The following is a 25,276-nucleotide window of genomic DNA, read 5'->3' on the forward strand; positions in this document are numbered from 1 at the left end:
CGACACCGTGACCCATCCGCGCCAGGTGCTGTTGGGCGCTGCAGTCGCAGCGCCCTTGCCTGTATGTGATCACTATTGCGGCACCGAGCCGCGCATGCTTAAGGCGCTCGCCTTGCAGGGCGAGATGATGCAAGCGCTGGGTGCGTGCGTTTTTGATGTCACGCTAGATTGTGAAGATGGTGCTCCGGTGGGGGGTGAAAAAGACCATGCTTTTATGGTCTCAGCCCTTGTGCTTAAAGGGTTAGTAGCTATTGAAAATGAATTAACTCCCCTTCAGCGGCGGGTTGCTGTCAGGGTTCATCCGGTGGGGCATCCTGCCTTCGAGCAAGATATTCAGATCGTGTTGGGTGAGGCCGCAGCGGCCTGGAGCCATTTAATGTTGCCCAAGGTGGATTCGGTGAAAGATGTTGACAGGGCTTTGCAGGTGATAGATACGGCACTGGCTTCTTCCGGTCGTACCCAGTCCCTGCCCATTCATGTGCTGATTGAGTCTCCGCTGGCGGTTCATCAGGCGGCATCGATCGCAGCCCACCCGCGCGTCGAGTCGCTCAGTTTTGGCCTGATGGATTTTGTTTCGGCGCACGGTGGTGCCATACCTGCTTCGGCGATGTCGGTCGGTGGGCTAAGGTCTGCTGATGAGTTCGACCAGTTCAGCCACCCGCTGGTGGTGCGCGCCAAGCTTGAAATCAGTGCGGCCTGCCATGCGTATGGCAAGGTGCCCTCGCATGGCGTGGTGACTGAGTTCAAGCGCCTGGACGTGATTCAGGCGGCGGCACAGCGGGCCAGCCGTGAACTGGGTTTTACCCGCATGTGGAGCATTCACCCGGATCAGATTCGCCCCATTCTGGCGGCTTTTACCCCTAAGCAGAGCGAGGTCGAGCAGGCCAGTCATATTATTTGCGCCGCTCAGGCAGCGGGTTGGGCACCGATTTCAGTCGCAGGCAGCCTGCATGACCGTGCGAGTTTTCGCTACTACTGGCAAGTGCTTGAAAAGGCGCACCAAACGGGTCGCCTGGATCGTCAGGATCCAGCTTATAAGTATTTTGCTTGCTAACCTGGGGCGGTAAAGTTTTCAGGAGAACTTGATCATGAATATTCACAACATACATAAATCGCTCGCTTGGCAACCTCGATTGCTGGCTGCCATCGGCGCCTGTATGGCGGTGTCAGCGCTTGCCTTTGCACATGTCGAGGCGCACGCCGAGAGTAAAAAGGTCACCAGCAAAACCCTCAAGCCCCTGCTACAGAGCCGTGTCGAACTCAAGAGCCAGGCGAACCAGATGGCGTCTGGCATCCGCGCCGCACAGGCAGCGCTCAGCCCGGACGAGTTGGTGATTGCTCAGCGCGTTGAAGTCGGTCGGATCCCCTGCGAACTGGGCGCGTTTGTGACGGTGGAGGCAGACCTGCACGAGCCGGGCTACTTTGATATTTCCGGGAAAAAATTCAAATTTCGCATGGTGCCTGTGGTCAGCAGTACCGGTGCCATTCGTCTGGAAGACACAACAGCAGGTGCCGTGTGGTTGCAGTTGTCCAATAAGTCCATGCTGATGAACCACAAGACGGGTTCCCGCATGGCTGACGTCTGCATGACGCCAACGCAAGTCGTTGTAGCAGACGCCATGCTGAAAAATCCTCCGCCCAGTCTGCTGGAGCCATTGCCAGTTGCACTGAGTCCCGTACCCCATCCGACGGCACAGGTGCCTTTTGCGCCAGGCATGGTTCGCTAGGCTGCGCCAGGTTTTCCCAGAAATTTTTGCTTGATTCAATTTAAGAAGGAGTTCATTTATGTTGCAAGCCTACCGTGCTCATGTTGCTGAGCGCGCCACACTCGGAATTCCCGCACTGCCATTGACCGCTCATCAAACTGCAGAGTTGATTGAGTTGCTGAAGACCCCGCCCGCAGACGAAGAGGCTTTTCTGGTTGAGTTGATCACCCACCGTGTGCCTGCTGGCGTGGATAATGCCGCTAAGGTCAAGGCCAGCTATCTGGCTGCTGTAGCGCATGGCACTGAAAAATGCACACTGATCAGCCGCGAAAAAGCGACTGAGTTGCTGGGCACCATGCTAGGCGGCTACAACCTGACGCCGCTGATTGACATGCTTGACGATGCAGCCGTGGCCGCAGTGGCGGCCCAAGCGCTGAAGAAAACCCTGCTGATGTTCGACCAGTTTCACGACGTCAAGGAAAAAGCTGACAAGGGCAACACTTACGCCCAAGCCGTGCTGCAAAGCTGGGCTGATGCTGAATGGTTCACCAGCCGCCCCGAAGTGCCGAAAAGCATCACTTTGACCGTCCTCAAGGTCACTGGCGAGACCAATACCGACGACCTCAGCCCTGCGCCCGATGCCTGGAGCCGCCCCGATATTCCACTGCATGCGTTGGCGATGCTGAAAAACAAGCGTGACGGTATCACCCCTGAAGAAGACGGTAAACGCGGCCCGGTCAAGTTCGTTGAAGACCTGCGTGCGCGTGGCAACCTGGTCGCCTATGTGGGCGACGTGGTCGGCACGGGGTCGAGCCGCAAGTCGGCCACCAATAGCGTGCTGTGGTTCACCGGTGAAGACATCCCGTTTGTACCGAACAAGCGTTTCGGTGGCGTTTGTCTGGGCGCCAAGATCGCTCCGATTTTCTACAACACCATGGAAGATGCGGGTGCCTTGCCGATCGAACTCGACGTCAGCCAGATGAATATGGGCGACACCATCGAGTTGCGTCCTTATGAAGGAAAAGCGCTCAAAGACGGCGTAGTCATTGCGGAGTTCACTCTCAAAAGTGAAGTACTTTTTGATGAAGTGCGTGCTGGTGGCCGCATTCCCTTGATCATTGGCCGTGGCCTGACCACCAAGGCCCGTGAGTCATTGGGCTTGCCTGTATCCACCCTGTTCCGATTGCCACAAAACCCCAAGTCCAACGGCAAAGGCTTTACCTTGGCGCAAAAAATGGTTGGCCGTGCCTGTGGTCTGCTCGAGGGACAGGGCGTGTTGCCTGGTACTTACTGTGAACCCAAGATGACCTCGGTCGGCTCACAAGACACCACCGGCCCGATGACCCGTGACGAGCTGAAAGACTTGGCCTGCCTGGGCTTCAGCGCCGATCTGGTCATGCAGTCCTTCTGCCACACGGCTGCCTACCCCAAGTTAGTCGATGTGAAGATGCACCACGAATTGCCCGAGTTCATCAGCAACCGTGGCGGCATCCCGTTGCGCCCTGGTGACGGCATCATCCACAGCTGGCTCAACCGCATGTTGTTGCCTGACACCGTCGGCACCGGCGGCGATAGCCACACCCGTTTCCCAATTGGCATCAGTTTCCCAGCGGGCTCAGGCTTGGTGGCCTTTGGTGCCGCCACCGGTGTCATGCCGCTGGACATGCCTGAGAGCGTGCTGGTGCGCTTCAAAGGCCAGATGCGGCCCGGTGTAACACTGCGTGATCTGGTGAATGCCATTCCGCTGTACGCCATCAAGTCAGGTGAGCTGACCGTGTCCAAGCAAGGCAAGAAGAATGTGTTTTCCGGTCGTATCCTGGAAATTGAAGGCTTGCCAGACCTGAAAGTTGAGCAAGCTTTCGAGCTAAGCGACGCCTCTGCAGAGCGCAGCGCTGCAGGCTGCACCGTGCATCTGAACAAAGAGCCGATCATTGAGTACATCAACAGCAACATCGTGATGTTGAAGTGGATGATCGCCAGCGGTTATTCGGACGTGCGTACCATCACCCGCCGCATCAAGGCCATGGAGGCCTGGCTGGCCAATCCGGAGTTGCTGAAAGCCGATGCGGATGCGGAGTACGCCAGCGTGATCGAAATTGATCTGGCTGACATTCATGAGCCGATCGTGGCTTGCCCGAACGACCCAGACGATGTCAAAACCCTGTCAGACGTAGCCGGTACCCAGATCGACGAAGTGTTCATTGGCTCTTGTATGACCAACATCGGTCATTTCCGCGCAGCCTCCAAGTTGCTGGAAAACAAGCGTGACATTCCCGTCAAACTGTGGATGGCACCGCCCACCAAGATGGATGCCAAACAACTCACCGAAGAAGGCCACTACGGCGTGCTGGGTAGCGCGGGCGCGCGCATGGAAATGCCGGGCTGCAGTCTCTGCATGGGCAATCAGGCTCAGGTCAAGGAAGGCGCCACGGTGTTTTCCACCTCCACACGTAACTTCCCGAACCGTCTGGGCAAGAACAGCAACGTTTATCTGGGCAGCGCCGAACTGGCGGCTATTTGCGCCAAGCTCGGCCGCATTCCGACCAAAACCGAGTACATGGCCGACATGGGCGTGCTCACCGCTGCAAGTGGCAAGATCTACCAGTACCTGAATTTTGACAAGGTGCAGGATTACACCGATGCGGCCAAAACTGTGGGCATCGCGGTATAAAGTCACGTTTTTTAGTCGCACTAACGAGTTTCTGAAGGCGCTCTGAGGGCGCTGGCGAGGGTCGTCCGGTAGCTGCACTGAAAGTTTTAAAAGCCTCACATACGAAACCTAGCCGGTAGCTTAAAGTGTTGACGAGTTGATTGAGAGCCGCGCCCAGCTTGGGTTTGCGGCTCTTATCTTGTCCAGATATTTTTCAGGCGAAAGAAAACCCGCAGACGCTAAGCGACATGCGTGTTTCGGAAGGATCAGGCCCTTCCAATCAACACTTTAAGCCACCGGCTAGATACGAAACTGCGGGGCTTTTTTTGTTAAAGCGCCACAATGTCTCAAGGTTAAACTGCGCGAATTCATAGCTTGTTCGTCAAGCTATCCTTTTTTCAGGAGCCTTCTGTGTTTTTTGGCAAACTGCTACCGCGTGACACCAATTTTTTCATTCTGTTTGACCAACACGCGAAGCACATCGTCGAAGCAGCCCATGCGTTTTCCAATTTGGTCATCCACTACGCCGACCTTGAATTGCGTCAGAAGTACCACCGTCAGGTCAACCAAGCAGAAGGCGCTGCCGACCGGATCACCCATGAGGTGAACCAGGCGCTGCACAAGACGTTCATCACACCGATTGACCGCGAGCAAATTCACAGTTTGATCAACACGATGGACGACGTGGCCGATCTGATTCAGGATTCGGCTGAAACCATGTCCCTCTACGACGTGCATCACATGACCGACGAGATGCGTCGCCTGACAGATTTGAGTGTGAAATGCTGCGAAAGCTTGCTGAGCGCGGTGAATCTGCTCAACAAGATTGCCGAGGCGCCAACCGCAGACGCGGCCCTGAGAATCTGCGATGAAATCGACGTCCTGGAAAGCGATGCAGATAGCGTCATGCGAAACGCGATGAGTAAACTGTTTCGAGAAGAGTCTGACGTGCGCGAACTCATCAAACTCAAGGCGATTTACGAATTGCTGGAGAGCATCACCGACCGGGTTGAAGATGCGGCCAATCTGATCGAGGGCATCATCCTCGAAAACTCCTGATAGCCCGCGAATTCAGATCATGGAAAACGCGCAAGCTGCTTTGTGGGTGGTCGCCGTCCTGGTGGTGATGGCGGTGGTGTTTGACTTCATGAACGGGTTTCATGACGCGGCCAATTCGATCGCCACGGTGGTCTCTACCGGTGTTCTAAAACCTGGTCAGGCCGTTTTGTTTGCGGCATTTTTCAATGTTGCCGCCATCTTCGTATTTCACCTCAGCGTGGCCGCCACCGTGGGTAAAGGCATTGTTTTGCCTGGCATTGTGGATACCAACGTGGTTTTTGGCGCGTTGGTGGGTGCCATCACCTGGAACTTCATCACCTGGTACTACGGTATTCCCAGTAGCTCTTCGCATGCGTTGATTGGTGGCATTGCTGGCGCCGCGATTGCCAAGGCCGGTGTCGCGTCCTTGATTGTCTCGGGCATTATGAAAACCGTCATTTTCATTTTCGTCTCGCCGTTGCTGGGCTTTTTGCTTGGGTCGCTGATGATGGTGCTGGTGTCCTGGGTCTTTAGGGGATTTCGTCCGCTCAAGGTTGACAAGTGGTTTCGCCGTTTACAACTGGTTTCTGCAGGCGCCTACAGCTTGGGGCACGGGGGCAATGATGCCCAGAAGACCATCGGCATCATCTGGATGCTGCTGATTGCCACCGGTTATACCAATGCGCAGGACCGTGCGCCGCCGAATTGGGTGGTGATCATCTGCTACTCGGCGATCGGTTTGGGCACCATGCTGGGGGGCTGGCGTATTGTGAAAACCATGGGTCAGAGAATTACCAAGTTAAAGCCAGTGGGTGGTTTTTGTGCCGAAACGGGCGGTGCCATCACCCTGTTTGTCGCAACGGCGATGGGCGTGCCGGTTTCGACGACGCACACCATCACCGGTGCCATCGTCGGCGTGGGCTCTACCCGGCGTGCCAGCGCGGTGCGTTGGGGTGTGGCCGGTAACATCATCTGGGCCTGGATTTTGACTATTCCCGCAAGCGCCTTCGTGGCTGCTGTGGCTTATTGGATCAGTCTGCAACTGTTCTGACGCCGGCTGGCGCGGCGGATGACAGCGGCGCGACGGTGGTGCCTAGCCCCAAGGCTTTGTCCATCAGGACCACGTCAAGCCAGCGCTCAAACTTCCAGCCGCAGGATGCCAGCGTGCCAACGTGGGTAAAGCCTGCGCTGCGGTGCACACCGATTGAGCCCAGGTTGGCTGAATCACCAATGACCGCGATCAGTTTGCGCACACCAGCGCGCTCGGCCTGATTGCACAGTTCAGCCAAAAGCGCCCGTCCCAGGCCGCTGCCAGTGGCTTGTGGCGCAAGATAAATGGAATCTTCGGCTGAATAGCGGTAGGCCGGGCGGGGTTTGAACCAATTGCAATAAGCATAGCCCAGCACCTGCTCACCCTCTGTCGCAACAAGATAGGGCAAACCTTTACCAAGAACGTCCTCGCGGCGCTGCAGCGTTTCAAGCTCACTGGGGGGATCGATTTCAAACGTGCCCGTGCCGTGCATCACATGATGCGTGTAAATGGCGGTGATTTGCGCGATATCGGTTACTAGGCTGGGTCGAATGATTGGCATGGTTAGTTACTGGATATAATGCTGGGTTGTCTGGCGTGTCGCTGACCGGGTGGTCAAGTCGCGTGTCTCAAACGTCGGGCTAAGTGCAAATTTTCGTGGAATTAAAATGCCACTTCCCAAAGGATAAATCATGGTCGTCATCCGACTCGCCCGTGGCGGAGCAAAATCTCGCCCGTTTTTCAATATTGTGGTTGCAGACAAGCGCACTCGCCGCGACGGCCGCTTCATTGAGCGCATTGGTTTTTATAACCCAACGGCCACTGCCAGCGAAGAAAGCATCCGTATCGCCCATGACCGCCTGACCCACTGGCGCAGCGTGGGTGCGCAGGCGTCTCCCACGGTGGAGCGGCTGGTGAACCAGGCAGCCAAAAAAGCAGCCTGAACGTGAGTATGCTGCCCGGCCTTGAGGCTGCCGAATTACCGGCAGACGCTATCGAGGTCGGGCGCATTGCAGATGCCTGGGGCATCAAAGGGTGGTTCAAAGTTCTACCCTATAGCGCCAACCCTGAGGCGCTTTTTTCTTCCAAAAGCTGGTTCTTGCTGCCCACCGGAAAAGGTACAACAACCTTCGAAGGCGTTGGAAGATTAAATATCAAGGAAGCCAAAGCCCACTCGGACACCGTTGTCGCTTCAGCGCACGGGGTGGACGACCGCAACGCTGCCGATGGACTGCGTGGCGCTCGCATTTTTATCGCCAAGTCGAGTTTTCCGACACCCCAGAAAGATGAGTACTACTGGGTTGATCTAATTGGCCTGGCGGTGGTTAACCGTGAAAGTGTGGTACTGGGCGAGGTGCGCGAGTTGCTGTCAACCGGGCCGCAAACCGTGCTGGTGATCGACGATCTGGTGGACGGGCAAACGCTGCAGCGGATGATTCCTTTTGTAGCGGCCTATATTGACGACGTCGATTTGATTACCCGTCGAATTCTGGTGGACTGGCAACCCGACTACTGAACGGCACATCATGCAATTTGATGTTGTCACGCTGTTTCCTGAACTTTTCGTGCCGTTTTTGACGACCGGTATCACCCGGCGGGCATTTGAGTCTGGGCAAGTCAAAGTCAAACTGACCAACCCGCGCGACTTTGCCGAGGGTAACTACCGTCGCGTGGATGATCGGCCTTTTGGCGGTGGCCCGGGCATGGTCATGATGGCGCAGCCACTATCGCAATGTGTGACGCGCCTGCGCGCTGAGCGTGCTGACAACCCGCCGGTGGTGCTGTTTTCGCCGACAGGCCAGCCATTGACTCACGCGATGGTGACCCGCTGGGCGAATAGCCAGGGTGCCGTGCTGCTGTGTGGTCGCTATGAGGGGCTGGATCAGCGATTCATTGACGCCCATGTCACCGAGCAGATCAGCCTGGGTGACTTCGTATTGTCGGGCGGGGAAATTGCGGCGATGGCTTTACTGGATGCGGTGGCGCGTCTGCAGCCCGGCGTCCTCAGCGATGCCGAGAGTCACGCGCAGGATAGTTTCAACCCGGCGCTGGATGGCCTGCTGGACTGCCCGCACTACACCCGCCCCGAGGTTTGGCAGGGCAGGGCCGTGCCAGAGGTTCTGTTGTCGGGCCACCACCTGCATATTGAGCGCTGGCGGCGTGACCAGCGTCTGGCGCTCACCGCCCGCCTGCGTCCCGACCTGATTCGGCTGGCCAGGCAAACCGCCAGGCTGACAGCCCAGGATGAGTTGGTATTGGCCGGGCTATAATGGCGGGCTAACCGATCCTCTGCGAGGCCGCTCAAGTGCTTTAAGCGCTGAGCCTGCATCAATCCTGATGCTGGTGCTTGCAAGATCATTTGAGGTCTTCCATGAACCTGATTCAAATCCTTGAGCAAGAAGAAATTGCTCGTTTAAACAAAACCATTCCAGACTTTGGCCCAGGCGACACCGTGATCGTGAGTCTGAATGTGGTTGAAGGCACGCGCAAGCGGCTCCAGGCCTATGAAGGTGTGGTGATTGCCAAGCGTAACCGTGGTCTTAACAGCGGCTTTACGGTTCGCAAAATTTCCAGTGGTGAAGGCGTTGAGCGGACATTTCAAACCTACAGCCCGCTGATCGCCAAAATCGAAGTCAAGCGCCGTGGTGACGTGCGTCGCGCCAAACTGTACTACCTGCGTGAACGCAGCGGTAAATCGGCGCGTATCAAAGAAAAGTTGCCCGCTCGCAAGGTGAAGGTCGCCGCGGTTGCCGCATAAGGTCATACGTGTTTAAAAAAAACCGCCTGCTGGTGACAGTGGCGGTTTTTTTTCGCTTTGCGTCCTTGCCAGTGGCGCCAGTCTGAGTGGTGCGCACGTTCAGACGCTTCGCAACCCGGCGCCTTCGGCGACGCGATGAGTGACCCCCTTTCGCTAAACGTTTCCGCGCCAGCCCTGGATCCGCGCCAGGTGCCGGTGATTCAGGTGGACACGCAGTTGCCGGCGGTGGCTGCTGCGGCCTTGTTGCCGCAGGCACTGCGTCAGCGATTTTTGACACCCCCCAACTGGCAACCCGAGTTGGTGGTTGAGAAGAGGTTCATGGACCGCGCGCCGATGCACGCTGCGGTTCTGATTCCCATCGTGATGCGTACCGAGCCGACGGTGTTGCTCACCCTCCGAACCTCGCATCTGTCCACCCATGCCGGGCAGATCGCCTTTCCGGGGGGCAAAGTGGACGAAACCGATGCAGATGCCGCTGCCGCAGCCCGGCGTGAGGCTTTTGAAGAGGTCGGTCTGGCGCCTGACTGGATGGAAGTGCTGGGCCAACTGCCGCTGTACACCACGGGTTCGGCCTTTATGGTGACGCCGGTGGTGGCGCTGGTTCGACCCGGCTTCACCCTGAAACCCAATGCCTATGAAGTGTCTGATGTGTTTGAAGTGCCGCTGGGTTTTTTGATGAACCCGACCAACCATCGCCACCATCAGATGTTGTGGCTAGGTGAGCAGCGTCAATGGTTGTCCATGCCCTATAGCGATGGCGTGCATGAGCGTTTCATCTGGGGTGCCACGGCCGGCATGCTGCGAAACTTTTACCGGTTTTTGGCTGCCTGAACCCAGTGCCCACAGGGTGCAGCCGCTATGATCATTGCATGAGCTTCATCTCGGTGATTTTGGCCCTGCTGCTCGAACAAGCCCGGCCTTTGAAACGCGGCAACATCATTCACGCGTCGATGCGCGCTTGGGTTCGCTGGTGTACGCGCACACTCGACGCCGGTCGGCCCATGCACGGCTGGCTGGTGTGGGGTTTGGCGGTGGGCGGCCCGGCGCTGGCGGCGCTCGCGATTTATCTGCTGCTCCAATTCTTGGTGGGCTGGCCGCTGGCGGTGCTGTGGAGCGCGCTGGTGCTGTATGCGTCGCTGGGATTTCGTCAGTTCAGCTTTCACTTCACCCAGATTCGCGATGCCCTGGCCGAAGGTGACGATGCTCTGGCCAATAGGCTTCTGGCTGACTGGCTGCGAACAGAGGCCATCGACCTGCCGCGCACCGAGATCATCGGCCGGGTGATTGAAAACTCGGTCCTGGCGTCGCACCGCCACGTCTTTGCTGTGCTGGTGTGGTTTTCAGTGCTGGCCGCTCTGGGGCTTGGGCCGTTGGGCGCGGTGTTGTATCGGCTGGCAGAGTTTGTGGTGCGCTACTGGCAGCACCAGAGTGAATCAAACCACCAGCCTGTCAGCGTGGCCTTGATGTTTGACGCCAGAAAAGCCTGGGATGTCGTGGACTGGCTACCTGCCCGAGCCACGGCCATCAGTTTTGCGGTGGTTGGCAATTTTGAGGAAGCGATTGACGCCTGGCGGCGCTACGCCCAGCAAGGCAGCCCCAGTAACGACGGCTTGGTGCTGGCCGCCACAGGCGGTGCCGTCAACATTGCGCTGCGCGGCACCGATACACGGCCGTACCCGCCAACGCAGGCGGCCGCAGCGCCATTGTTGGACGATGTTCTGGCCGGGCGCCCCACGCCCGAATTGCCGCACCTGGCCATTGTGGTCGGGCTGGTCTGGCGCACGGTGGTGATGTGGGTGCTTTTGCTGGCTTTGCTGACGCTGGCGCGGCTGCTCGGTTAATTTATAAGAAATAGGCCTCCAGCCCTTATCGAATAAGCGCGAGCAGCTATTGTTTTTAAGTAATCATTGATGCCAGTACTTGCGCATCAGTGTGGGCACGCCAGAGCAGCGTGATGCCTTGGTGCAGGCGCTGATGAAGGTGCATGCAGAGGTGCTTTAGTAGCGCCGAATCTGCTTGAGTTCGGCGTACAAGTCGCTATAAATTTTGTATCTGTTGGCGCTTATGGCATCTGGGCTAGAGCCTGATTTGACACTTGCCATCACACCACAGCCTGGCTCGTGCAAATGGCTGCAGTTGTAAAACTTGCACTGCGCCACGTGCGGTTTCAGGTCGGGCATGTAGGCGGCCAGCTGCGCTGGGTCGATGTGGTTCAGGCCAAACTCCTGAAAACCTGGCGAGTCCAGCAGTGCGGTGGTCTTAGTGGCGTCCAGCCAATACCAGGTGGTGCTGGTGGTGGTGTGTTTGCCCGAGCTTAAAGCCTGCGACAGCTCACCGGTTTGCGCCAGCGCACCGGGTATCAGGCAATTGATTAGTGTGCTTTTGCCAGCACCTGAGGGGCCCAGTACCAGCGTGGTTTTGCCGGTCAGACGTTGCAGCAATGTGGCGCGGTCGGCCTCGGTATTTTTCCCCATCGCCAGCGGAATCACGTCGTAACCCATCTGCCGGTAAGGGGCAAGCCAATCCCAGGCGCGGGCAAAGGGCGTTGTCAGGTCACTTTTGTTGAGCGCAATGATTGGCGTGATGTGCTGCTCTTCAGCGGCGATCAGCGCGCGTGAGAGCTGGCTGCTGGAGAACTCGGGCTCGGCGGCGATCAGGATCAGCACCTGGTCCAGATTGGCAGCAAAGGATTTGGTACGCACCTCGTCCTGGCGGTAAAACAGGTTGCGCCGGGGCTCGATTTTCTCGATGGTGCCTTCGTCCTGCGAGGCCTGCCACAACACCCGGTCACCCACCACACCCTGACTTTTTTTGCCGCGTGAGTGGCAGATGCGCCGCTCGCCCGAAGCGTCTTCCACCAGGAAATGGCGGCCATAGTTGGCCACGATCAGGCCGGTTTGCAGGTGTGGTTGCGGCATCAGGCGGTGGCTGCCTCAGGCTGCAAGGCGTCCACGTGCCGGGCGCATTCAAAGTCTGACAGCGAGATGCCGCCCGCATCGTGGGTACGCCAGCGCACCAGGCATTGGTTGTACTGCACCAGCAGTTCGGGGTGGTGGTCTTGGGCGTGGGCGATGAAAGCTACCGCGTTCACAAACGCCAGCGTCTGGTAGTAATTGGCAAAGTCGAAGGGCTTCTCAATGGCCAGGGTGTCGCCGTCACCAGAGAGCGTCCAGCCCTCAAGTTTGGCCAGATGCGCTACTATTTCAGTAGCTTTTAGCGCTCGTGGTGTATGGGCTTTAGGCATATTTCCTTCTTAAGTTTGCGAGAGTGGCTGTGGCACCGCTACGCTGCCAGCCAAGCCACCTGGCAGCATACGCGCCAGTCGCTCCGAGGCACCTGGGTGCGAGTAGTAAAACGACACATATACCGGGTCAGGCGTCAGGGTAGAGGCATTGTCCTCGTAGAGTTTGAGTAGCGCGGTGGCCAGATCCTGCCCGCTGGTCTGCAGCATGGCGTAGGCGTCGGCCTCAAACTCGTGTTTGCGTGAAAGCTGGGCAAAGATCGGCGAGATAAAGAAGCTGAACACCGGCATCACCAGCATAAACAACAGCAGCGCCAGCGCGTCATTCGGTGCCGCCAGATTGGGCATGACGCCTAAGCCGGTGTAAAACCATGGCTGCTGTGCCAGCCAGCCGAGCAGGGCAAAGCCGGCAAAACTCATGGCAAACATCGCCACAATGCGTTTAATGATGTGTTTGTGCTTGAAGTGGCCCAGCTCATGCGCCAGCACCGCATCCACCTCTGGCGGGCTCAGCTTGGCCAGCAAGGTGTCATAAAACACCACCCGTTTGGCGGCACCAAAACCGGTGAAATAGGCGTTGGCATGGGCGCTACGTTTGCTGCCGTCCATCACAAACAGGCCCTTGGCTGAAAAGCCGCAGCGCTGCATCAGAGCGGTCACCCGCGCTTTCACCGTGGCGTCTTGCAGCGGGGTGAATGTGTTGAACATGGGCGCGATCAGCGTGGGGTAAATCACCAGCAGCAGCAGGTTGAACCCCATCCACACGCACCAAGCCCACAGCCACCACAGGCCACCGCTGGCACCCATCATCCACAAAAACAGCGCGGCAATCGGCAGGCCAATCAGCGCGCCCATTAGGCTGCCCTTGAGCATGTCCAGCAGCCACAGCTTGAGCGTCATCTTGTTGAAACCAAAGCGTTCTTCCAGCACAAAGGTCTGGTACAGCGACAGCGGCAGGTCAATCAGCCCGTTGATCAAAGCAAAGCCTGCCAGCAGCGCCAGTTGCTGCACCATGCCTGTGCCCAGCCAGGGCATCAGCCCATCATTCAGCGCCGACAAGCCGCCCAGCAGCGTCCAGCCGATCAACACCGCTGCGCCCAGCGCTGTCTCCAGCAAGCCCAGCCGCGCCTTGGCCACGGTGTAGTCTGCGGCCTTCTGATGCGCCGCCAGGGTGATGGTTTGGGCAAACGCCGCAGGCACCTGCCCACGGCGCAGCGCCACATGCTGGATTTGCCGGGAACTTAGCCAGAATTTCAGCAACAGGCCCAGTACCAGCGCCACGGCAAAGACCGTGCTTAAGCGCAGGGACGGGTCAGAAAAGAAGGGGGTGTCTTGCATGGCGGGGGAGTTTAGGTGATCAGCGACAATTTGCCTCATGCCCACACCCCACGTCCCTACCTCTTCCCCGGTTGCCGAGTCAGCCGCCCCTTTGGCCAAATCGGATCAAAACCTGGTCTGGCTTGACTGTGAAATGACCGGGCTTGACCCCGAGGTTGAGCGCATCATCGAGATTGCCGTCATTGTCACCGGCCCCAAGCTGGAAAACCGCACCGAAGGCCCGGTGCTGGTGGTGCATCAAAGTGATGCGCTGCTCGACGGCATGGACAAGTGGAACAAAAGCACCCACGGCAAAAGCGGCCTGATCGATAAAGTGCGCGCTACCACCCTGACCGAGGAGGAAGCCCAAGCGCAGATCCTGGCGTTTTTGAGCCATTACGTGCCAAAAGCCACGACCCCGATGTGTGGCAACAGCATCGGCCAGGACCGGCGTTTTCTGGCCCGGTACATGCCCAAACTTGAAGCGTTTTTTCACTACCGCAACCTGGATGTGAGCACGCTCAAAGAGCTGTCCAAACGCTGGGCGCCCGAGGTCTACAAGGGCTTCAAAAAGAAGCAGCGCCACACCGCGCTGGCCGACGTGCATGAGTCGATTGACGAGCTGGAGCACTACCGCACGCACTTTCTGAAATTCCCGGTTTGACGCGGTCCCCGCGCCAACTTTCATGCACGCGAGTGCTTGCATACCGAAGCATGATGGTTGTTTCAGGTTAATGCGGCATCAGCTTGCAGCCTGCGATTGTGGTGATGAACCTGCAAAACACCTGTGTCGGCTGATTTTTGGGTCAGTGGCGTTGCAGAATGACTGCAGATAACTATGAAAATAATAGCTACTCGCGCTTTATTGATAAGGGCTAGAGCACGATTTCGTATAAATTCAGAGCCAGCAGTGCTGGCGCACCGTTTAAGGCGACTTGCACCCAACCGGACTCAGGCGCGCACCGCCCAGTGCGCAATGACGGCTTGCACCGCAGCGTCGTCGCCCAGCGGTTTCGCTACCGACAGTTGTAGCTCGCGGTGCTTCGCGGCAAAGCTGTCCACCATGGCGGTCAGGTCACGGGTGACATGCTTGCCTGCCGCCCAGAAAAGGGGCATCACCCGCAGGCTTTGGCAACCCGCTGCGGCCAGCTCGGCCAGGGCGGCGGGCAGGTCGGGCTGCATGAATTCCAGAAACGCCAGTCGGCAAGGGCTGCCGTGCTGGATTTGCACTTGCTCGGCAATGGCCTGCAGTGGCAAGCGCCAAGCCGGGTCGCGCGAGCCATGGGCAAACAAAACAATGCCGGTGCCAGTTGCGGTGATGTTCATGCGTTGCCTTAAGGTGAGAGAGCTTGTCGGTCCCGAGGGTATCCGGAATCCATCAATGACAGGCCGACAGGTATTGCGCATGGGTGTGCAGCGCCACCAGCAGTCGGCAATGCCAGGGCCCGCCGCGCAGTTCAGGAACGGGCGTACCGGCTGGAGGGTGAAGGCATTAGGTAGAAACCCGAATGTGTGCCATAATCACAGGCTGCGCTGCAAACAGCGGTGCATATTTGTACATCTCCCAACATTCACCGGGTCCAATGTCTACCTGCTTGTAGGCTGCGACAAAAAGGACCCCCGGCGCTGAAGATACTCAACACTTTGAGTCAGAGCTGGTTCCGTTTGATGGTTGATGTTTTTTAACCATAAACGGAGCTACCGCTTACCCTGCGGCGCTCGCGCATGAAAGAAATCCATGACTGACGCTACCCTAGCGACAGGCGACTTGTCGTCTGCCGAAAATTTGTCCAATGATCTGCAATCGATCCCCAGCGACACCCCTGACACCGCTTCGGCGGATGACGCCGCCGCTGCCGAAGTAGTGGCCGTTGCGCCCGAAGTACCCAACGGCTTTGTCACCCTGGGCCTGGCCCCGGAGTTGATCGCCGCTGTGAAAGACCTGGGCTTTACCCAGCCCACCACCGTGCAGCTGAAAACCATTCCTCTGGCCATGCAAGGCCACAGCGAAGGTGCCAAAGACGCACGTTTCATCGACCTGATGGTTTCCAGCCAGACGGGCAGTGGCAAGACCGCCGCCTTTTTGCTGCCCGTGCTGCACACTCTGCTGACGCAAATGGCCCAGGCGGAAACCAAAGAACGCGAAGACTACCAACGCGCCGTGGCTGAAGCCGCTGAAAAAGGTGAAGCACCTCCGAAGCGCGCCAAGCGCAAAGACCCGACCAACCCGCGCCACTTCACCGCTCCAACACCCGGCGCGCTGATTGTTTGCCCGACCCGCGAGCTGGCCCAGCAAGTCGCCCATGATGCGATCGACCTGGTACAGCATTGCCGTGGTCTGCGTGTGGCCAACATCGTCGGTGGCATGCCTTATCAGTTGCAAATTGCCAAGCTGCAAAACGCCAACCTGGTGGTGGCCACCCCGGGCCGTTTGCTTGACTTGCAACGCTCGATGCAAATCAAGCTTGACCAAGTGCAATTTTTGGTGGTGGACGAAGCCGACCGCATGCTCGATCTGGGCTTCTCCGATGACTTGGCCGAAATCAATCAGCTCACCATCGGCCGCAAGCAAACCATGATGTTCAGCGCCACCTTTGCGCCGCGCATCCAGCAGCTGGCCGCCCGCGTCATGCGCGAGCCACAGCGCATCACCATCGACAGCCCACAAGAAAAACACGCCAACATCAAGCAGGTGCTGTTTTGGGCTGACAACGCTCAGCACAAACGCAAGTTGCTGGACCACTGGCTGCGCGACACCACCATCAACCAGGCGATTGTTTTTGCCAGCACCCAGATCGAATGTGACGGCCTGGCCAACGACCTGCAGCAAGATGGCTTTGATGCTGTCGCGTTGCACGGTGCGCTGAGCCAAGGCTTGCGTAACCGCCGTTTGATGGCGCTGCGGCAAGGTCAGGTGCAGATTTTGGTGGCGACCGACGTGGCTGCCCGTGGTCTGGATGTGCCTACCGTGACCCATGTGTTCAACTTTGGTCTGCCAATGAAGGCCGAGGACTACACCCACCGCATTGGCCGCACCGGCCGCGCTGGCCGCGATGGTCTGGCAGTGACGTTTGCCGAGTTCCGCGACCGCCGCAAAATTTTTGACATCGAGGCTTTCAATCGTCAGCCGATCAAGGCCGAAGTGGTCCCTGGCCTGGAGCCGCAACAGCGCATGCCCGACGCGCGCCCGAGCGGTTTTGGTGGCCGTGACAACCGTGGTAACGACCGTGACCGCAAGTTTGGCGGCGGTGGCCGTCCGGCAGGTGGTGGTTTCGGTGGCAACCGTGGCGGCTTTGCCGAGAACCGCGGTGGCTTCAATGAAAACCGTGGTGGCGGCTTCGCAGAAAACCGTGGCGGTTTCGGTGACAGAAACGCCTCTGGCCCCCGCGTAGTCGGCCCGGACAGCTATCAAAATAATAAGCCCAGTGGCTTTGGTCAGCGTGACGAGCGCCCAGTTGCCCCGCGTGAAGGTTTCAGCTACGAGCGCAAGGGCGGCTTCAACGACCGCTTTGCCGGTGACCGCAACTCAGGCGCCCCGGCCCCGCGTGGTGACTTTGCCCCGCGTGGCGATTTTGCAGACCGCAAACCGGCTTTTGGCAAACCTGCCTTTGGCAAACCTGCGTTTTCCAAACCGGCTGGTGGCGGCAAGGTGTTTGTGCCACGTGATGCGCAAAAGCGTTTCTCCAAGAACGACCGCTGATTAACACCTCAGCAAAAAAAGGCCGCAGGCATTTAAACCTGCGGCCTTTTTTATCTGAAAAATTGGCGGCTGTCGCCCCAGGTAGTTGGCTCGTAGTCAGCGGGTTTTTCGTGCAATTCCTGAATGTTCAATAGCGCTGCCATGACCTCAGGCGAAAAGCCTTTGCGCTGGTTGTCGCGGCTATCGTCGAACAACCGCGCGATGTAGGTATGCACTTGGTGATGCCCCCACAGCAGCTTGATCGCCTTGGCGATGTGCGGATGCGCAGCCTCAAGGAGTTGAAGGTCAGGATTTGGATTCATAAAAGTGGCGGGAGCCAAGAGATTCGAACTATCTACCTACGGATTAAGAGTTCAATCGGTAGCGTACTCGTCTGCATCGATTGAATTGGTCGACATTCGGAAAAGCGTTTCACCGCCACCTTTTCGACTGGGTGGATGTAAAAATTTGTAAAACTTGCAAGAAACGATTATCGCCAAAGTCGTTGCCATCGCAAGACGTTTCTCAGTGTTTAAGCGAGACCCTGAAAAGTGATGGGTTTTTTTGCGAGACGCGATCGGTAACGGACCTGCATCTTTGAGACTGACAAAAAGTCAGGCATCCGACCTGATCACGCGTCTGAATTGGCGCGGCTGCTATCCCGCTTGAATGCGTCAGTAGTGGCTGACGACTTGAACCTGCGGGTCTGGGGCTTGCATCTGCTTCAAGGGCGTGCGGGTACGACCTGCGCCAACAACAGCTGCATGGGTTTTTACACACGCCTGCAGCAACAATAAAACACCTTGACTTGAGGCCTAAGTGCTTGATTTACAAGTGTATTTGGTGGGAACTGAGAGATTCGAACTCTCGACCTACGGATTAAGAGTCCGCTGCTCTACCAGCTGAGCTAAGTTCCCGATCTGGCTAGGCTGAATAACCTAGCGAAGCTCCCGATTATAGCGAGAAATCCGCGGTGTTTCGGCAGGGTCGGCAGGCGACGGCTCGTATCCGCGCTGGCTTTTGGCGTGTCCGGGGGGGCGGCTAAGAACGCCAAGTCCTATTTCGATTTGTTTGTTTGTTTGTCCTGTTGCACCAATTGCTTGAGCGTTGCCAATTGGGCTAGCAATTCTGCTGAATCCGCATCTGCGTCAGATTGCTCACTGATGGTTTGAGCGCGGGCCCCTTTTTCTGCATCTTGCACGCGAGGCGCTGCATCCATCGGGTTGCGCTTTTTCAACTCAACGGCAGAGCCGGACGCGGCCTGAACAGGATTTTGCATTTCATGGGGCTCTGCAGCAGGCGGTCCGCTCTTCGTGTCGCTTTCTACTCCCGGTTCCACGCCATCGGACTGACGGGAAACGATGAGGCCATACAAGATCGGCCACAAGATGGTTAAAACAATGGTCAGGGTCATCGTACCTACACCCAGCTGAATGCCGACCCATCCGATCACCGTTGCAAAAACCAGGCCGACCGCCATCGCCAGCAACATTTTGGGGAGCGATGCGCTTCGAAAGTTTCCGAGCCAGCTACTTGGTTTTTGGATGTTGGTCATGGACTGATAAGGCCTTTGGCCATTACGGGTTAGAAAACCTTGGCAACCAATTGAGTGCTGAGGCGACAAATAACTCCGACATTACATCAGCAGATGCTCCCCCGCGTTGTCACCACCCAGCGTGACGTAATTCACTTTGCGGATATCCATCAGCTTTTTGCCGCCAGAGTAGCTAATGGAGCTTTGCACGTCTTGCTCCATCTCGATCAGCGTGTTGGTCAGTTTGCCCTTGATCGGCTCCAGGATGCGCTTGCCCTCGACGTGTTTGTACTCGCCCTTGTTGAAGTCGCTGGCTGAGCCGTAATATTCTTTGTATAGCCTGCCATCCACCTCCACGGTCAGGCCAGGGCTTTCTTCGTGGCCGGCAAAAAGCGAGCCAATCATCACCATGGTCGCGCCAAAGCGCACGCTTTTGGCAATGTCGCCGTGGTCGCGGATACCGCCGTCGGCAATGATGGGCTTGGTGGCCACGCGAGCGCACCACTTCACAGCGCTGAGCTGCCAGCCGCCGGTGCCGAAGCCGGTTTTGAGCTTGGTGATGCAGACCTTGCCCGGGCCAATGCCCACCTTGGTGGCGTCCGCGCCCCAGTTTTCCAGGTCAATCACGGCTTCGGGCGTGGCCACGTTGCCGGCAATGATGAAGGTGCTGGGGATTTTTTCGCGCAGGTAGGCGATCATGTTTTTCACGCTGTCAGCATGGCCGTGGGCGATGTCGATGGTGATGTATTCGGGTGCCAGGCCCAGGGCAACGAGTTGGTCGACCGTGTCGTAATCGGGCTTCTTGACACCCAGCGAGATGGACGCGTACAGGCCCAGCGCTTTCATCTCCTGGACGAACGCGAGGTTGTCCAAATCAAAGCGGTGCATCACATAAAAGTAGCCGTTTTGCGCCAGCCAAATACAAATGTCCTTGCTGACCACCGTTTTCATGTTGGCGGGAACCACCGGAATGCGAAAGCGCCGCGGGCCCAGTTCCACGCTGGCATCACACTCGGCCCGGCTTTCTACCCGGCATTTGCGGGGCAGCAGAAGGATGTTGTCGTAGTCAAAAATTTCCATGGTCAAGCGCCTTATCAATAGGTTGAAACAAGAGCGCTTGGATGGCAACCGGTTGCTGCTGGCTACGGCGCGTGGGGCCGTGCGGGCAAAAAAAACCGGGCTGCAATTACTTGGGCCCGGTGACTGATTCTATCGAGTTAGGCGGGCCTGGCGTCTAGGCTCAGTTTTTATCTTCCGGCTGGCAGGCCGACTGCACGGCCGTCAGAATCTGGCCATGCGCGTCCTGCACCCAACTCGCCACCCGCAGGCGACGCGCGTCTACGCCCTGCGGGATACCCATCGCGCGCAAGTCATTGAAGCTCAAGGTTTCCTGATTTGATAGCTGCTCGCGCTTATCCCATAAGGGCTGGAGGGCATTTCTGACCAAATATCTTGGTACGGATGAGCCCTCTGTGCCCACAGGCAATGCCTCCAGCAAAACCACCCAGCCCGACAGCGGCAACGCCAGTGCGCTGCTTTGCGGCAGGCTCAAGGCAATCAGCAGACCCATGTAGTCACCCACCGCAGGTCCATGCGCCACACGCAGGGCGGCTTTTGGCCAGCCCTTGATGGCGGAGACAGGCTGGGTTTGCATGGCCGGGCGCGCCACTTGCAGCTCCGCGAGGCGCGCCAGTGCATCCGTACTGGCGGCTGCGGCCAGCGGCGCATCGTCACCCCGGCTGCCGGGCACGATCCAGTCCAGTGCCAGCGCGTCGCGTGGGGCAGGCGGCGCGGCTGGGTCGCGCCAACAGGTGTCGCAATCGGCGTTGATGAAGCGCTCAAACAGCGCGCTGGGCAGGGGTTGGTTGTCGCTGCTGCAAGCGCTTTGGCTGTGCGCCAGGGGTGACGCCAGCGTCGCCAAAAGCAGCAAGCTGGTCAGCACCCAATGTCTGAAAGTGGGAATTTGCAGAGGTGATGTCATCAAGCGCCTTTCTACAATGAACCCATGTTTTCTACCATGACCCCCCAAACCGCTGATGCCGGTCTGCTGCATAACCTTAACCCCGAGCAGTTGGCCGCTGTCACGCTGCCAGCCGAGCACGCACTGATCCTCGCCGGCGCCGGTTCCGGCAAGACCCGGGTGCTGACCACCCGCATTGCCTGGCTGCTGCAAACCGGGCAGGTGTCGCCCGGCGGCATTCTGGCGGTGACGTTTACCAACAAGGCCGCCAAAGAGATGATGACCCGCCTGGGTGCGATGCTGCCGGTGAACGTGCGTGGCATGTGGATTGGCACCTTCCACGGCCTGTGCAACCGGTTTTTGCGCGCACATTACAAGCTGGCGAATTTGCCGCAGGCTTTTCAGATTCTCGACACGCAAGACCAACTCTCCAGCATCAAGCGGCTGTACAAACAGTTTGGCGTGGACGACGAACGCTATCCCGCCAAACAAACGCAGTGGTTCATTGGCGGCTGCAAGGAAGACGGGTTGCGGCCCAATGCCGTCGTGGCCCGCGACGACGAAACCCGCAAAAAGGTCGAGCTTTACCAGCTCTATGAAGAGCAATGCCAGCGCGAAGGCGTGGTCGATTTTGGCGAGCTGATGCTGCGCAGCTACGAGCTGCTGCAGGGCAACGACCCGATCCGCGAGCATTACCAGCGGCGCTTTCGGCACATCCTCATCGACGAGTTTCAAGACACCAACAAGCTGCAATACGCCTGGATCAAGATGCTGGCTGGCACCGGCGCGCACAGCAGTGTCGACGGCGCCTTTCAGCCCACCGGTTGTGTGCTGGCGGTGGGCGACGATGACCAGAGCATCTACGCTTTTCGCGGCGCGCGGGTGGGCAACATGGCCGACTTCGTGCGCGAATTCGGCGTGCAGCATCAGATCAAGTTAGAGGAAAACTACCGCAGCGGCAGCAACATTCTGGACAGTGCCAACGCGCTCATCAGCCACAACAGCAAGCGCCTGGGCAAAAACCTGCGCACCGCGCAAGGCCCGGGTGAGCCGGTGCGGGTGTTCGAGGCCAGCAGCGACTTTTTGGAAGCGAATTGGATGGTCGACGAGATGAAACAGCTGGTGCGTGAAGACGTCGAGCGCAAAGAGATCGCCGTGCTGTACCGCTCTAACGCCCAAAGCCGGGTCATTGAGACCTCACTGTTCAACGCGGGCATGCCCTACAAGGTCTACGGTGGTCTGCGGTTTTTTGAGCGCGCCGAAATCAAGAACGCGCTGGCTTACCTGCGCTTGCTGGAAAACCCGCGCGACGACACCAGTTTCATGCGTGCGGTGAACTTCCCGCCGCGCGGCATTGGCGCGCGCAGCCTGGAGCAGTTGCAGGACGTGGCGCGTGCCAGCGGCTGCGCTTTGAGCGACGCGGTTAGCGCACTCACTGGCAAGGCGGGCGCCAATATTGGCGCGTTTTTGGCAGGCATTGACGTGCTGCGCGAGCAAACCCAGGGCCTGAGCCTGCGCGACATCATTGCCGCCACACTCGACCACAGCGGCTTGATTACCCACTACAAGGCCGACCGCGAAGGCGCTGATCGCGTGGAAAACCTGGAAGAACTGGTCAACGCCGCCGAGAGTTTTGTCAGCATTGAAGGTTTTGGCCGCGACGCGGTAGCACTGCCAGTGGACGAACTCGGTCAAGCCTTGACGCAATCCCCCGCATCACAAGGCCTGGACCTGAACCAGCCGGTGCTGGACATGCCCGCGCCCGATGCTGATACCGGCGAAACCCTGTCGCCGCTGGCCGCATTTTTGACCCACGCCGCGCTTGAAGCTGGTGACAACCAGGCGCAGGCCGGGCAAGACGCCATTCAGCTCATGACCGTGCACGCCAGCAAAGGCCTGGAGTTTGACTGCGTGTTCATCACCGGCATGGAAGAAGGCCTGTTCCCGCACGAAAACTCGATGACTGACCGCGACAGCCTGGAAGAAGAGCGCCGCCTGATGTATGTGGCCATCACTCGCGCGCGTAAACGCCTGTACCTGAGCCACTCGCAAACCCGCATGCTGCACGGCCAGACGCGTTACAACCTGAAAAGCCGCTTTTTTGAAGAGCTACCCGAAGAAGCCTTGAAGTGGATCACGCCCAAGCAATCCGGCTTTGGTGGGCACAGCTCAGGCGGTTTTGGCGGTGGTTTTGGTTCAGGATACGCTTCACATTCAGGAGCTACTGGCGCATATCCTGAAAGGGCTAGAGGCCAATTTGGCACTGATTATTCAAAATATGCCGCACCCGTGCCGCCGCAGCGCCAGGAGGCCTCTGGCCACAGTTTCAAGGTGGGCCAGAAGCTGTTTCATGCCAAGTTTGGCGAAGGCAAAGTAACGGCGCTGGAAGGCAGTGGCGACGATGCCCGTGCCCAGATCAACTTCCCGCGCCACGGCGTGAAGTGGCTGGCGCTGAGTGTGGCCAAGCTGACGCCGCTGCCGTAAACCCGTTAACTGCCACGGGCGACAGGCCTGTACAGCGGTCGCTAAATCAGCGCTTGCGGCTCAGCAGCAGGTGCAGGAACACCGCGCCAAAGGTCGCGGTTCCAATGCCACCGAAGGCGAAGTCACCGAACTTCAGCGTGTAGTCGCCTGTGCCCAAAATCAGGGTAATGGCAGCCACCAGCAGGTTTTTGTTGTCAGAAAAATCGACCTTGTTGTCGACCCAGATCTTGGCGCCGGCAATGGCGATCAAGCCGAACACCACGATCGACACACCGCCCATCACGGGCAGGGGAATGGCCTGGATCAACGCGCCAAACTTGGGGCTGAAGCCCAGCAAGATGGCCATGCAACCGGCCACCATGAACACAGCGGTGGAGTAGATCTTGGTGGCAGCCATCACGCCAATATTTTCCGCGTAAGTGGTCACGCCGGTGCCGCCTGCGCTGCCGGCCACGATGGTGGCAATGCCGTCGCCCATGAAAGCGCGGCCCATGAACTTGTCCAGGTTCTTACCTGTCATTGCCGTCACGGCCTTGATGTGACCTAGGTTCTCTGCCACCAAAATAATAGCAACGGGAGCAATCAAGCTCATCGCCTTGGCTTCAAATACGGGCGCTGCAAAATGCGGCAGGCCAAACCAGGCAGCGCTGGCAATGCCCGACAGACTCAAAGGCGTGCCAAAACCCATGCCGTTGGTGAGCACCGCGTAAATCAGGCTGGCCAGGATCAGACCCACCAGAATCAGCAAGCGTTGAACCATGCCCGAGGTGAACACCGCCACCAGGGCCACGCAGACAAAAGTGATGCCCTGCATCCAGGCGTCAAAGTTCGTGGGTGCCATGTTTTTGATGGGGATGCCAGCCAGGTTGAGGCCGATCACCGCCACCACCGCGCCAGTGACCACCGGTGGCATCAGCTTTTCGATCCAGAGCGTGCCAATCGCCTGCACCAGCACGCCGATGAGCGTGTAAACCACGCCGCAGGCGATGATGCCGCCCAGCGCCACGCCGATGTTGGCATTCGGCCCGGGGCCGGTGTATCCGCTAGCGGCAATCACCACACCGATGAAGGCGAAGCTCGAACCCAGGTAGCTGGGCACCTTGCCGCCGGTGATGAGGAAAAAGATCAGGGTGCCGACGCCGCTCATGAGGATGGCGACATTGGGGTCAAACCCCATCAGGATGGGTGCCAGCACCGTGGCGCCGAACATGGCGATCAGGTGTTGCACACCCATCACCGTGGTGGAAGGCCAAGGCAGGCGCTCGTCGGGGCCAATCACACCACCGCTTTGCAGCGTGGCGCAAGGCTTCTCTGTCCAGTGAAACATGCTCATGCGAAAAAAATCCAATCTTTGTTTGTTATGCATGGGATTGTCCAAGCAGACCGCACCGCTCATCAGCCAAGAGGCGATTTTCTTTCGCTGTGCCCGGTGGGTTTGCGCGAAGACAAGGCAGCGTTGGTGTTTTGGCTCGTAAAACGCTTCAAATTCAGGAGCTACTGGCGCTTATTCTGAAAGGGCTAGAGGCCATTTTGGTTCTTATTCTTCTAAATACGCCGATCCGGTGTCGCCGCTGAGCGTGGCTAAGCTGACGCTTTAAAGCTGCGCACAACGGCCAGATGGAGCTGTATTTGAAATGGCTGGACAAGTTTGAACGCCAGCCAGGCGAAGAAGCCCCCATTGGCCTCATCCTCTGCGCTGAATCCAGCCGCGAACAAGTGGAACTGCTGCAAATGCACAAAGACGGCATCACCGTGGCCGAATACTGGACCGAGCTGCCACCCAAGGCGGAGCTGGAGCAGCATCTGCACCAGGCTTTGGTCGAAGCGCGGGAGCGGCTGGCGCGCCGCGGGGTGTTGTTGGCGGTCCAGTGACCCCAGC

24 protein-coding genes, 1 tRNA gene and 1 pseudogene are annotated in these 25,276 nt (G+C 58.2%); 15 read left to right on the top strand and 11 right to left on the bottom strand.

Annotated elements, in window-relative coordinates; all coding sequences use genetic code 11:
* Window positions 1–7: 7 nt before the first annotated feature.
* The 5 genes from BLL52_RS09915 (at window position 8) to BLL52_RS09935 (ending at window position 6,445) form a co-directional block, all read left to right on the top strand.
* Complete coding sequence (locus BLL52_RS09915; RefSeq protein WP_075586512.1) at window positions 8–1,054, top strand: HpcH/HpaI aldolase/citrate lyase family protein; 1,047 nt, start codon at window positions 8–10, stop codon at window positions 1,052–1,054.
* 34 nt (window positions 1,055–1,088) lie between these two features.
* Window positions 1,089–1,727, top strand: coding sequence for a hypothetical protein (locus tag BLL52_RS09920; RefSeq protein WP_139313362.1), 639 nt, complete (start codon window positions 1,089–1,091; stop codon window positions 1,725–1,727).
* Between the two features lie 58 nt (window positions 1,728–1,785).
* Window positions 1,786–4,377, top strand: a complete 2,592-nt coding sequence (gene acnB, locus BLL52_RS09925) for a bifunctional aconitate hydratase 2/2-methylisocitrate dehydratase (RefSeq protein WP_075586514.1) — start codon at window positions 1,786–1,788, stop codon at window positions 4,375–4,377.
* A 390-nt stretch (window positions 4,378–4,767) separates the two neighbouring features.
* Complete coding sequence (locus BLL52_RS09930; protein ID WP_075586515.1) at window positions 4,768–5,415, top strand: DUF47 domain-containing protein; 648 nt, start codon at window positions 4,768–4,770, stop codon at window positions 5,413–5,415.
* Window positions 5,416–5,434: 19 nt separating this feature from the next.
* Complete coding sequence (locus BLL52_RS09935) at window positions 5,435–6,445, top strand: inorganic phosphate transporter (RefSeq protein ID WP_075586516.1); 1,011 nt, start codon at window positions 5,435–5,437, stop codon at window positions 6,443–6,445.
* On the opposite strand, the gene BLL52_RS09940 is transcribed toward BLL52_RS09935, so the two are convergent.
* On the bottom strand, window positions 6,426–6,986 hold the full coding sequence (locus BLL52_RS09940) for a GNAT family N-acetyltransferase (RefSeq protein ID WP_075586517.1): 561 nt from the start codon (window positions 6,984–6,986) through the stop codon (window positions 6,426–6,428). The two genes, BLL52_RS09935 and BLL52_RS09940, sit on opposite strands and share 20 nt — an antisense overlap.
* 130 nt (window positions 6,987–7,116) lie before the next feature.
* Between BLL52_RS09940 and rpsP the strand changes: the two genes are divergently transcribed.
* The 6 genes from rpsP to ampE all read left to right on the top strand — a co-directional run bounded on the left by rpsP (window position 7,117) and on the right by ampE (window position 11,023).
* Window positions 7,117–7,368: a 30S ribosomal protein S16 gene (rpsP, locus tag BLL52_RS09945; RefSeq protein ID WP_075586518.1), complete on the top strand. Its 252-nt coding sequence runs from the start codon at window positions 7,117–7,119 to the stop codon at window positions 7,366–7,368.
* An 8-nt stretch (window positions 7,369–7,376) separates the two neighbouring features.
* Window positions 7,377–7,940: a ribosome maturation factor RimM gene (gene rimM / locus BLL52_RS09950; protein WP_075586519.1), complete on the top strand. Its 564-nt coding sequence runs from the start codon at window positions 7,377–7,379 to the stop codon at window positions 7,938–7,940.
* Window positions 7,941–7,950: 10 nt separating this feature from the next.
* Complete coding sequence (trmD, locus tag BLL52_RS09955; RefSeq protein WP_075586520.1) at window positions 7,951–8,694, top strand: tRNA (guanosine(37)-N1)-methyltransferase TrmD; 744 nt, start codon at window positions 7,951–7,953, stop codon at window positions 8,692–8,694.
* Between the two features lie 101 nt (window positions 8,695–8,795).
* Window positions 8,796–9,182, top strand: coding sequence for a 50S ribosomal protein L19 (gene rplS, locus BLL52_RS09960; protein ID WP_075586521.1), 387 nt, complete (start codon window positions 8,796–8,798; stop codon window positions 9,180–9,182).
* A 135-nt stretch (window positions 9,183–9,317) separates the two neighbouring features.
* A complete protein-coding gene (locus tag BLL52_RS09965) occupies window positions 9,318–10,013 on the top strand; it encodes a CoA pyrophosphatase (protein ID WP_075586522.1) in 696 nt (231 codons plus the stop codon).
* A gap of 38 nt (window positions 10,014–10,051) precedes the next feature.
* Entirely contained in the window at window positions 10,052–11,023 is a 972-nt protein-coding gene (ampE, locus tag BLL52_RS09970; RefSeq protein WP_075586523.1) for a regulatory signaling modulator protein AmpE, read from the top strand.
* Between the two features lie 156 nt (window positions 11,024–11,179).
* Here ampE and rsgA read toward each other — a convergent pair whose 3' ends face one another.
* From rsgA to BLL52_RS09985, 3 genes are read right to left on the bottom strand one after another with little or no spacing between them, the layout of a single operon-like run.
* Window positions 11,180–12,100, bottom strand: coding sequence for a ribosome small subunit-dependent GTPase A (gene rsgA, locus BLL52_RS09975; protein WP_075586524.1), 921 nt, complete (start codon window positions 12,098–12,100; stop codon window positions 11,180–11,182).
* The gene (locus tag BLL52_RS09980) at window positions 12,100–12,426 is read right to left on the bottom strand and encodes a 4a-hydroxytetrahydrobiopterin dehydratase (protein WP_075586525.1); all 327 of its coding nucleotides are present in this window, start codon (window positions 12,424–12,426) and stop codon (window positions 12,100–12,102) included. Before BLL52_RS09980 ends, rsgA begins: the two co-directional genes overlap by 1 nt.
* Before the next feature lie 9 nt (window positions 12,427–12,435).
* Entirely contained in the window at window positions 12,436–13,761 is a 1,326-nt protein-coding gene (locus BLL52_RS09985) for a M48 family metallopeptidase (protein ID WP_075586526.1), read from the bottom strand.
* 37 nt (window positions 13,762–13,798) lie between these two features.
* On the opposite strand from BLL52_RS09985, the gene orn reads away from it, so the two are divergent.
* Window positions 13,799–14,404, top strand: a complete 606-nt coding sequence (gene orn / locus BLL52_RS09990; RefSeq protein WP_075586527.1) for an oligoribonuclease — start codon at window positions 13,799–13,801, stop codon at window positions 14,402–14,404.
* Between the two features lie 287 nt (window positions 14,405–14,691).
* Here the strand turns inward: orn and BLL52_RS09995 are convergent, their stop codons facing one another.
* Window positions 14,692–15,147 carry a sirohydrochlorin chelatase gene (locus tag BLL52_RS09995; RefSeq protein WP_083633890.1) on the bottom strand — a complete coding sequence of 152 codons (456 nt, stop codon included), beginning with the start codon at window positions 15,145–15,147 and terminating at the stop codon, window positions 14,692–14,694.
* Window positions 15,148–15,478: 331 nt separating this feature from the next.
* On the opposite strand from BLL52_RS09995, the gene BLL52_RS10000 reads away from it, so the two are divergent.
* Window positions 15,479–17,440 (top strand): DEAD/DEAH box helicase, encoded by a 1,962-nt coding sequence (locus BLL52_RS10000; RefSeq protein WP_075586529.1) that lies wholly within the window; start codon window positions 15,479–15,481, stop codon window positions 17,438–17,440.
* Between the two features lie 50 nt (window positions 17,441–17,490).
* On the opposite strand, the gene BLL52_RS10005 is transcribed toward BLL52_RS10000, so the two are convergent.
* From BLL52_RS10005 to BLL52_RS10025, 5 genes are all read right to left on the bottom strand, one after another.
* A complete protein-coding gene (locus BLL52_RS10005) occupies window positions 17,491–17,742 on the bottom strand; it encodes a hypothetical protein (protein WP_075586530.1) in 252 nt (83 codons plus the stop codon).
* A gap of 518 nt (window positions 17,743–18,260) precedes the next feature.
* Window positions 18,261–18,336 (bottom strand) — tRNA-Lys (locus BLL52_RS10010).
* Between the two features lie 140 nt (window positions 18,337–18,476).
* The gene (locus BLL52_RS10015; protein ID WP_075586531.1) at window positions 18,477–18,974 is read right to left on the bottom strand and encodes a hypothetical protein; all 498 of its coding nucleotides are present in this window, start codon (window positions 18,972–18,974) and stop codon (window positions 18,477–18,479) included.
* Between the two features lie 81 nt (window positions 18,975–19,055).
* Entirely contained in the window at window positions 19,056–20,033 is a 978-nt protein-coding gene (locus BLL52_RS10020) for a GMP reductase (protein WP_075586532.1), read from the bottom strand.
* A 160-nt stretch (window positions 20,034–20,193) separates the two neighbouring features.
* Window positions 20,194–20,934, bottom strand: coding sequence for a hypothetical protein (locus BLL52_RS10025; protein ID WP_075586533.1), 741 nt, complete (start codon window positions 20,932–20,934; stop codon window positions 20,194–20,196).
* 24 nt (window positions 20,935–20,958) lie between these two features.
* Between BLL52_RS10025 and BLL52_RS10030 the strand changes: the two genes are divergently transcribed.
* Window positions 20,959–23,397, top strand: a complete 2,439-nt coding sequence (locus tag BLL52_RS10030; RefSeq protein ID WP_075586534.1) for a UvrD-helicase domain-containing protein — start codon at window positions 20,959–20,961, stop codon at window positions 23,395–23,397.
* Between the two features lie 46 nt (window positions 23,398–23,443).
* On the opposite strand, the gene BLL52_RS10035 is transcribed toward BLL52_RS10030, so the two are convergent.
* Complete coding sequence (locus BLL52_RS10035) at window positions 23,444–24,724, bottom strand: solute carrier family 23 protein (protein WP_406681437.1); 1,281 nt, start codon at window positions 24,722–24,724, stop codon at window positions 23,444–23,446.
* Between the two features lie 275 nt (window positions 24,725–24,999).
* Between BLL52_RS10035 and BLL52_RS10040 the strand changes: the two are divergent.
* Window positions 25,000–25,269: pseudogene (locus tag BLL52_RS10040) on the top strand (PDDEXK nuclease domain-containing protein); the annotation flags it as partial.
* Between the last annotated feature and the right edge of the window lie 7 nt (window positions 25,270–25,276).

Source organism: Rhodoferax antarcticus ANT.BR (genome assembly GCF_001938565.1).
In the GTDB taxonomy this organism is placed as follows: Bacteria; Pseudomonadota; Gammaproteobacteria; order Burkholderiales; family Burkholderiaceae_C; genus Rhodoferax; species Rhodoferax antarcticus.

What these genes read in the sequence shown, in the direction of transcription:
- BLL52_RS09995 (WP_083633890.1), bottom strand. Translation starts at nt 15,147, where the DNA reads ATGCGCAATACCTGTCGGCCTGTCATTGATGGATTCCGGATACCCTCG.
- rpsP (WP_075586518.1), top strand. Translation starts at nt 7,117, where the DNA reads ATGGTCGTCATCCGACTCGCCCGTGGCGGAGCAAAATCTCGCCCGTTT.
- BLL52_RS09920 (WP_139313362.1), top strand. Translation starts at nt 1,089, where the DNA reads ATGAATATTCACAACATACATAAATCGCTCGCTTGGCAACCTCGATTG.
- rsgA (WP_075586524.1), bottom strand. Translation starts at nt 12,100, where the DNA reads ATGCCGCAACCACACCTGCAAACCGGCCTGATCGTGGCCAACTATGGC.
- BLL52_RS10025 (WP_075586533.1), bottom strand. Translation starts at nt 20,934, where the DNA reads ATGACATCACCTCTGCAAATTCCCACTTTCAGACATTGGGTGCTGACC.
- BLL52_RS10005 (WP_075586530.1), bottom strand. Translation starts at nt 17,742, where the DNA reads ATGAATCCAAATCCTGACCTTCAACTCCTTGAGGCTGCGCATCCGCAC.
- rimM (WP_075586519.1), top strand. Translation starts at nt 7,377, where the DNA reads ATGCTGCCCGGCCTTGAGGCTGCCGAATTACCGGCAGACGCTATCGAG.
- BLL52_RS09935 (WP_075586516.1), top strand. Translation starts at nt 5,435, where the DNA reads ATGGAAAACGCGCAAGCTGCTTTGTGGGTGGTCGCCGTCCTGGTGGTG.
- BLL52_RS09940 (WP_075586517.1), bottom strand. Translation starts at nt 6,986, where the DNA reads ATGCCAATCATTCGACCCAGCCTAGTAACCGATATCGCGCAAATCACC.
- BLL52_RS09985 (WP_075586526.1), bottom strand. Translation starts at nt 13,761, where the DNA reads ATGCAAGACACCCCCTTCTTTTCTGACCCGTCCCTGCGCTTAAGCACG.
- orn (WP_075586527.1), top strand. Translation starts at nt 13,799, where the DNA reads ATGCCCACACCCCACGTCCCTACCTCTTCCCCGGTTGCCGAGTCAGCC.
- BLL52_RS10000 (WP_075586529.1), top strand. Translation starts at nt 15,479, where the DNA reads ATGACTGACGCTACCCTAGCGACAGGCGACTTGTCGTCTGCCGAAAAT.
- BLL52_RS10015 (WP_075586531.1), bottom strand. Translation starts at nt 18,974, where the DNA reads ATGACCAACATCCAAAAACCAAGTAGCTGGCTCGGAAACTTTCGAAGC.
- BLL52_RS10035 (WP_406681437.1), bottom strand. Translation starts at nt 24,724, where the DNA reads ATGTTTCACTGGACAGAGAAGCCTTGCGCCACGCTGCAAAGCGGTGGT.
- trmD (WP_075586520.1), top strand. Translation starts at nt 7,951, where the DNA reads ATGCAATTTGATGTTGTCACGCTGTTTCCTGAACTTTTCGTGCCGTTT.
- BLL52_RS10030 (WP_075586534.1), top strand. Translation starts at nt 20,959, where the DNA reads ATGTTTTCTACCATGACCCCCCAAACCGCTGATGCCGGTCTGCTGCAT.
- BLL52_RS09980 (WP_075586525.1), bottom strand. Translation starts at nt 12,426, where the DNA reads ATGCCTAAAGCCCATACACCACGAGCGCTAAAAGCTACTGAAATAGTA.
- acnB (WP_075586514.1), top strand. Translation starts at nt 1,786, where the DNA reads ATGTTGCAAGCCTACCGTGCTCATGTTGCTGAGCGCGCCACACTCGGA.
- rplS (WP_075586521.1), top strand. Translation starts at nt 8,796, where the DNA reads ATGAACCTGATTCAAATCCTTGAGCAAGAAGAAATTGCTCGTTTAAAC.
- ampE (WP_075586523.1), top strand. Translation starts at nt 10,052, where the DNA reads ATGAGCTTCATCTCGGTGATTTTGGCCCTGCTGCTCGAACAAGCCCGG.
- BLL52_RS10020 (WP_075586532.1), bottom strand. Translation starts at nt 20,033, where the DNA reads ATGGAAATTTTTGACTACGACAACATCCTTCTGCTGCCCCGCAAATGC.
- BLL52_RS09965 (WP_075586522.1), top strand. Translation starts at nt 9,318, where the DNA reads ATGAGTGACCCCCTTTCGCTAAACGTTTCCGCGCCAGCCCTGGATCCG.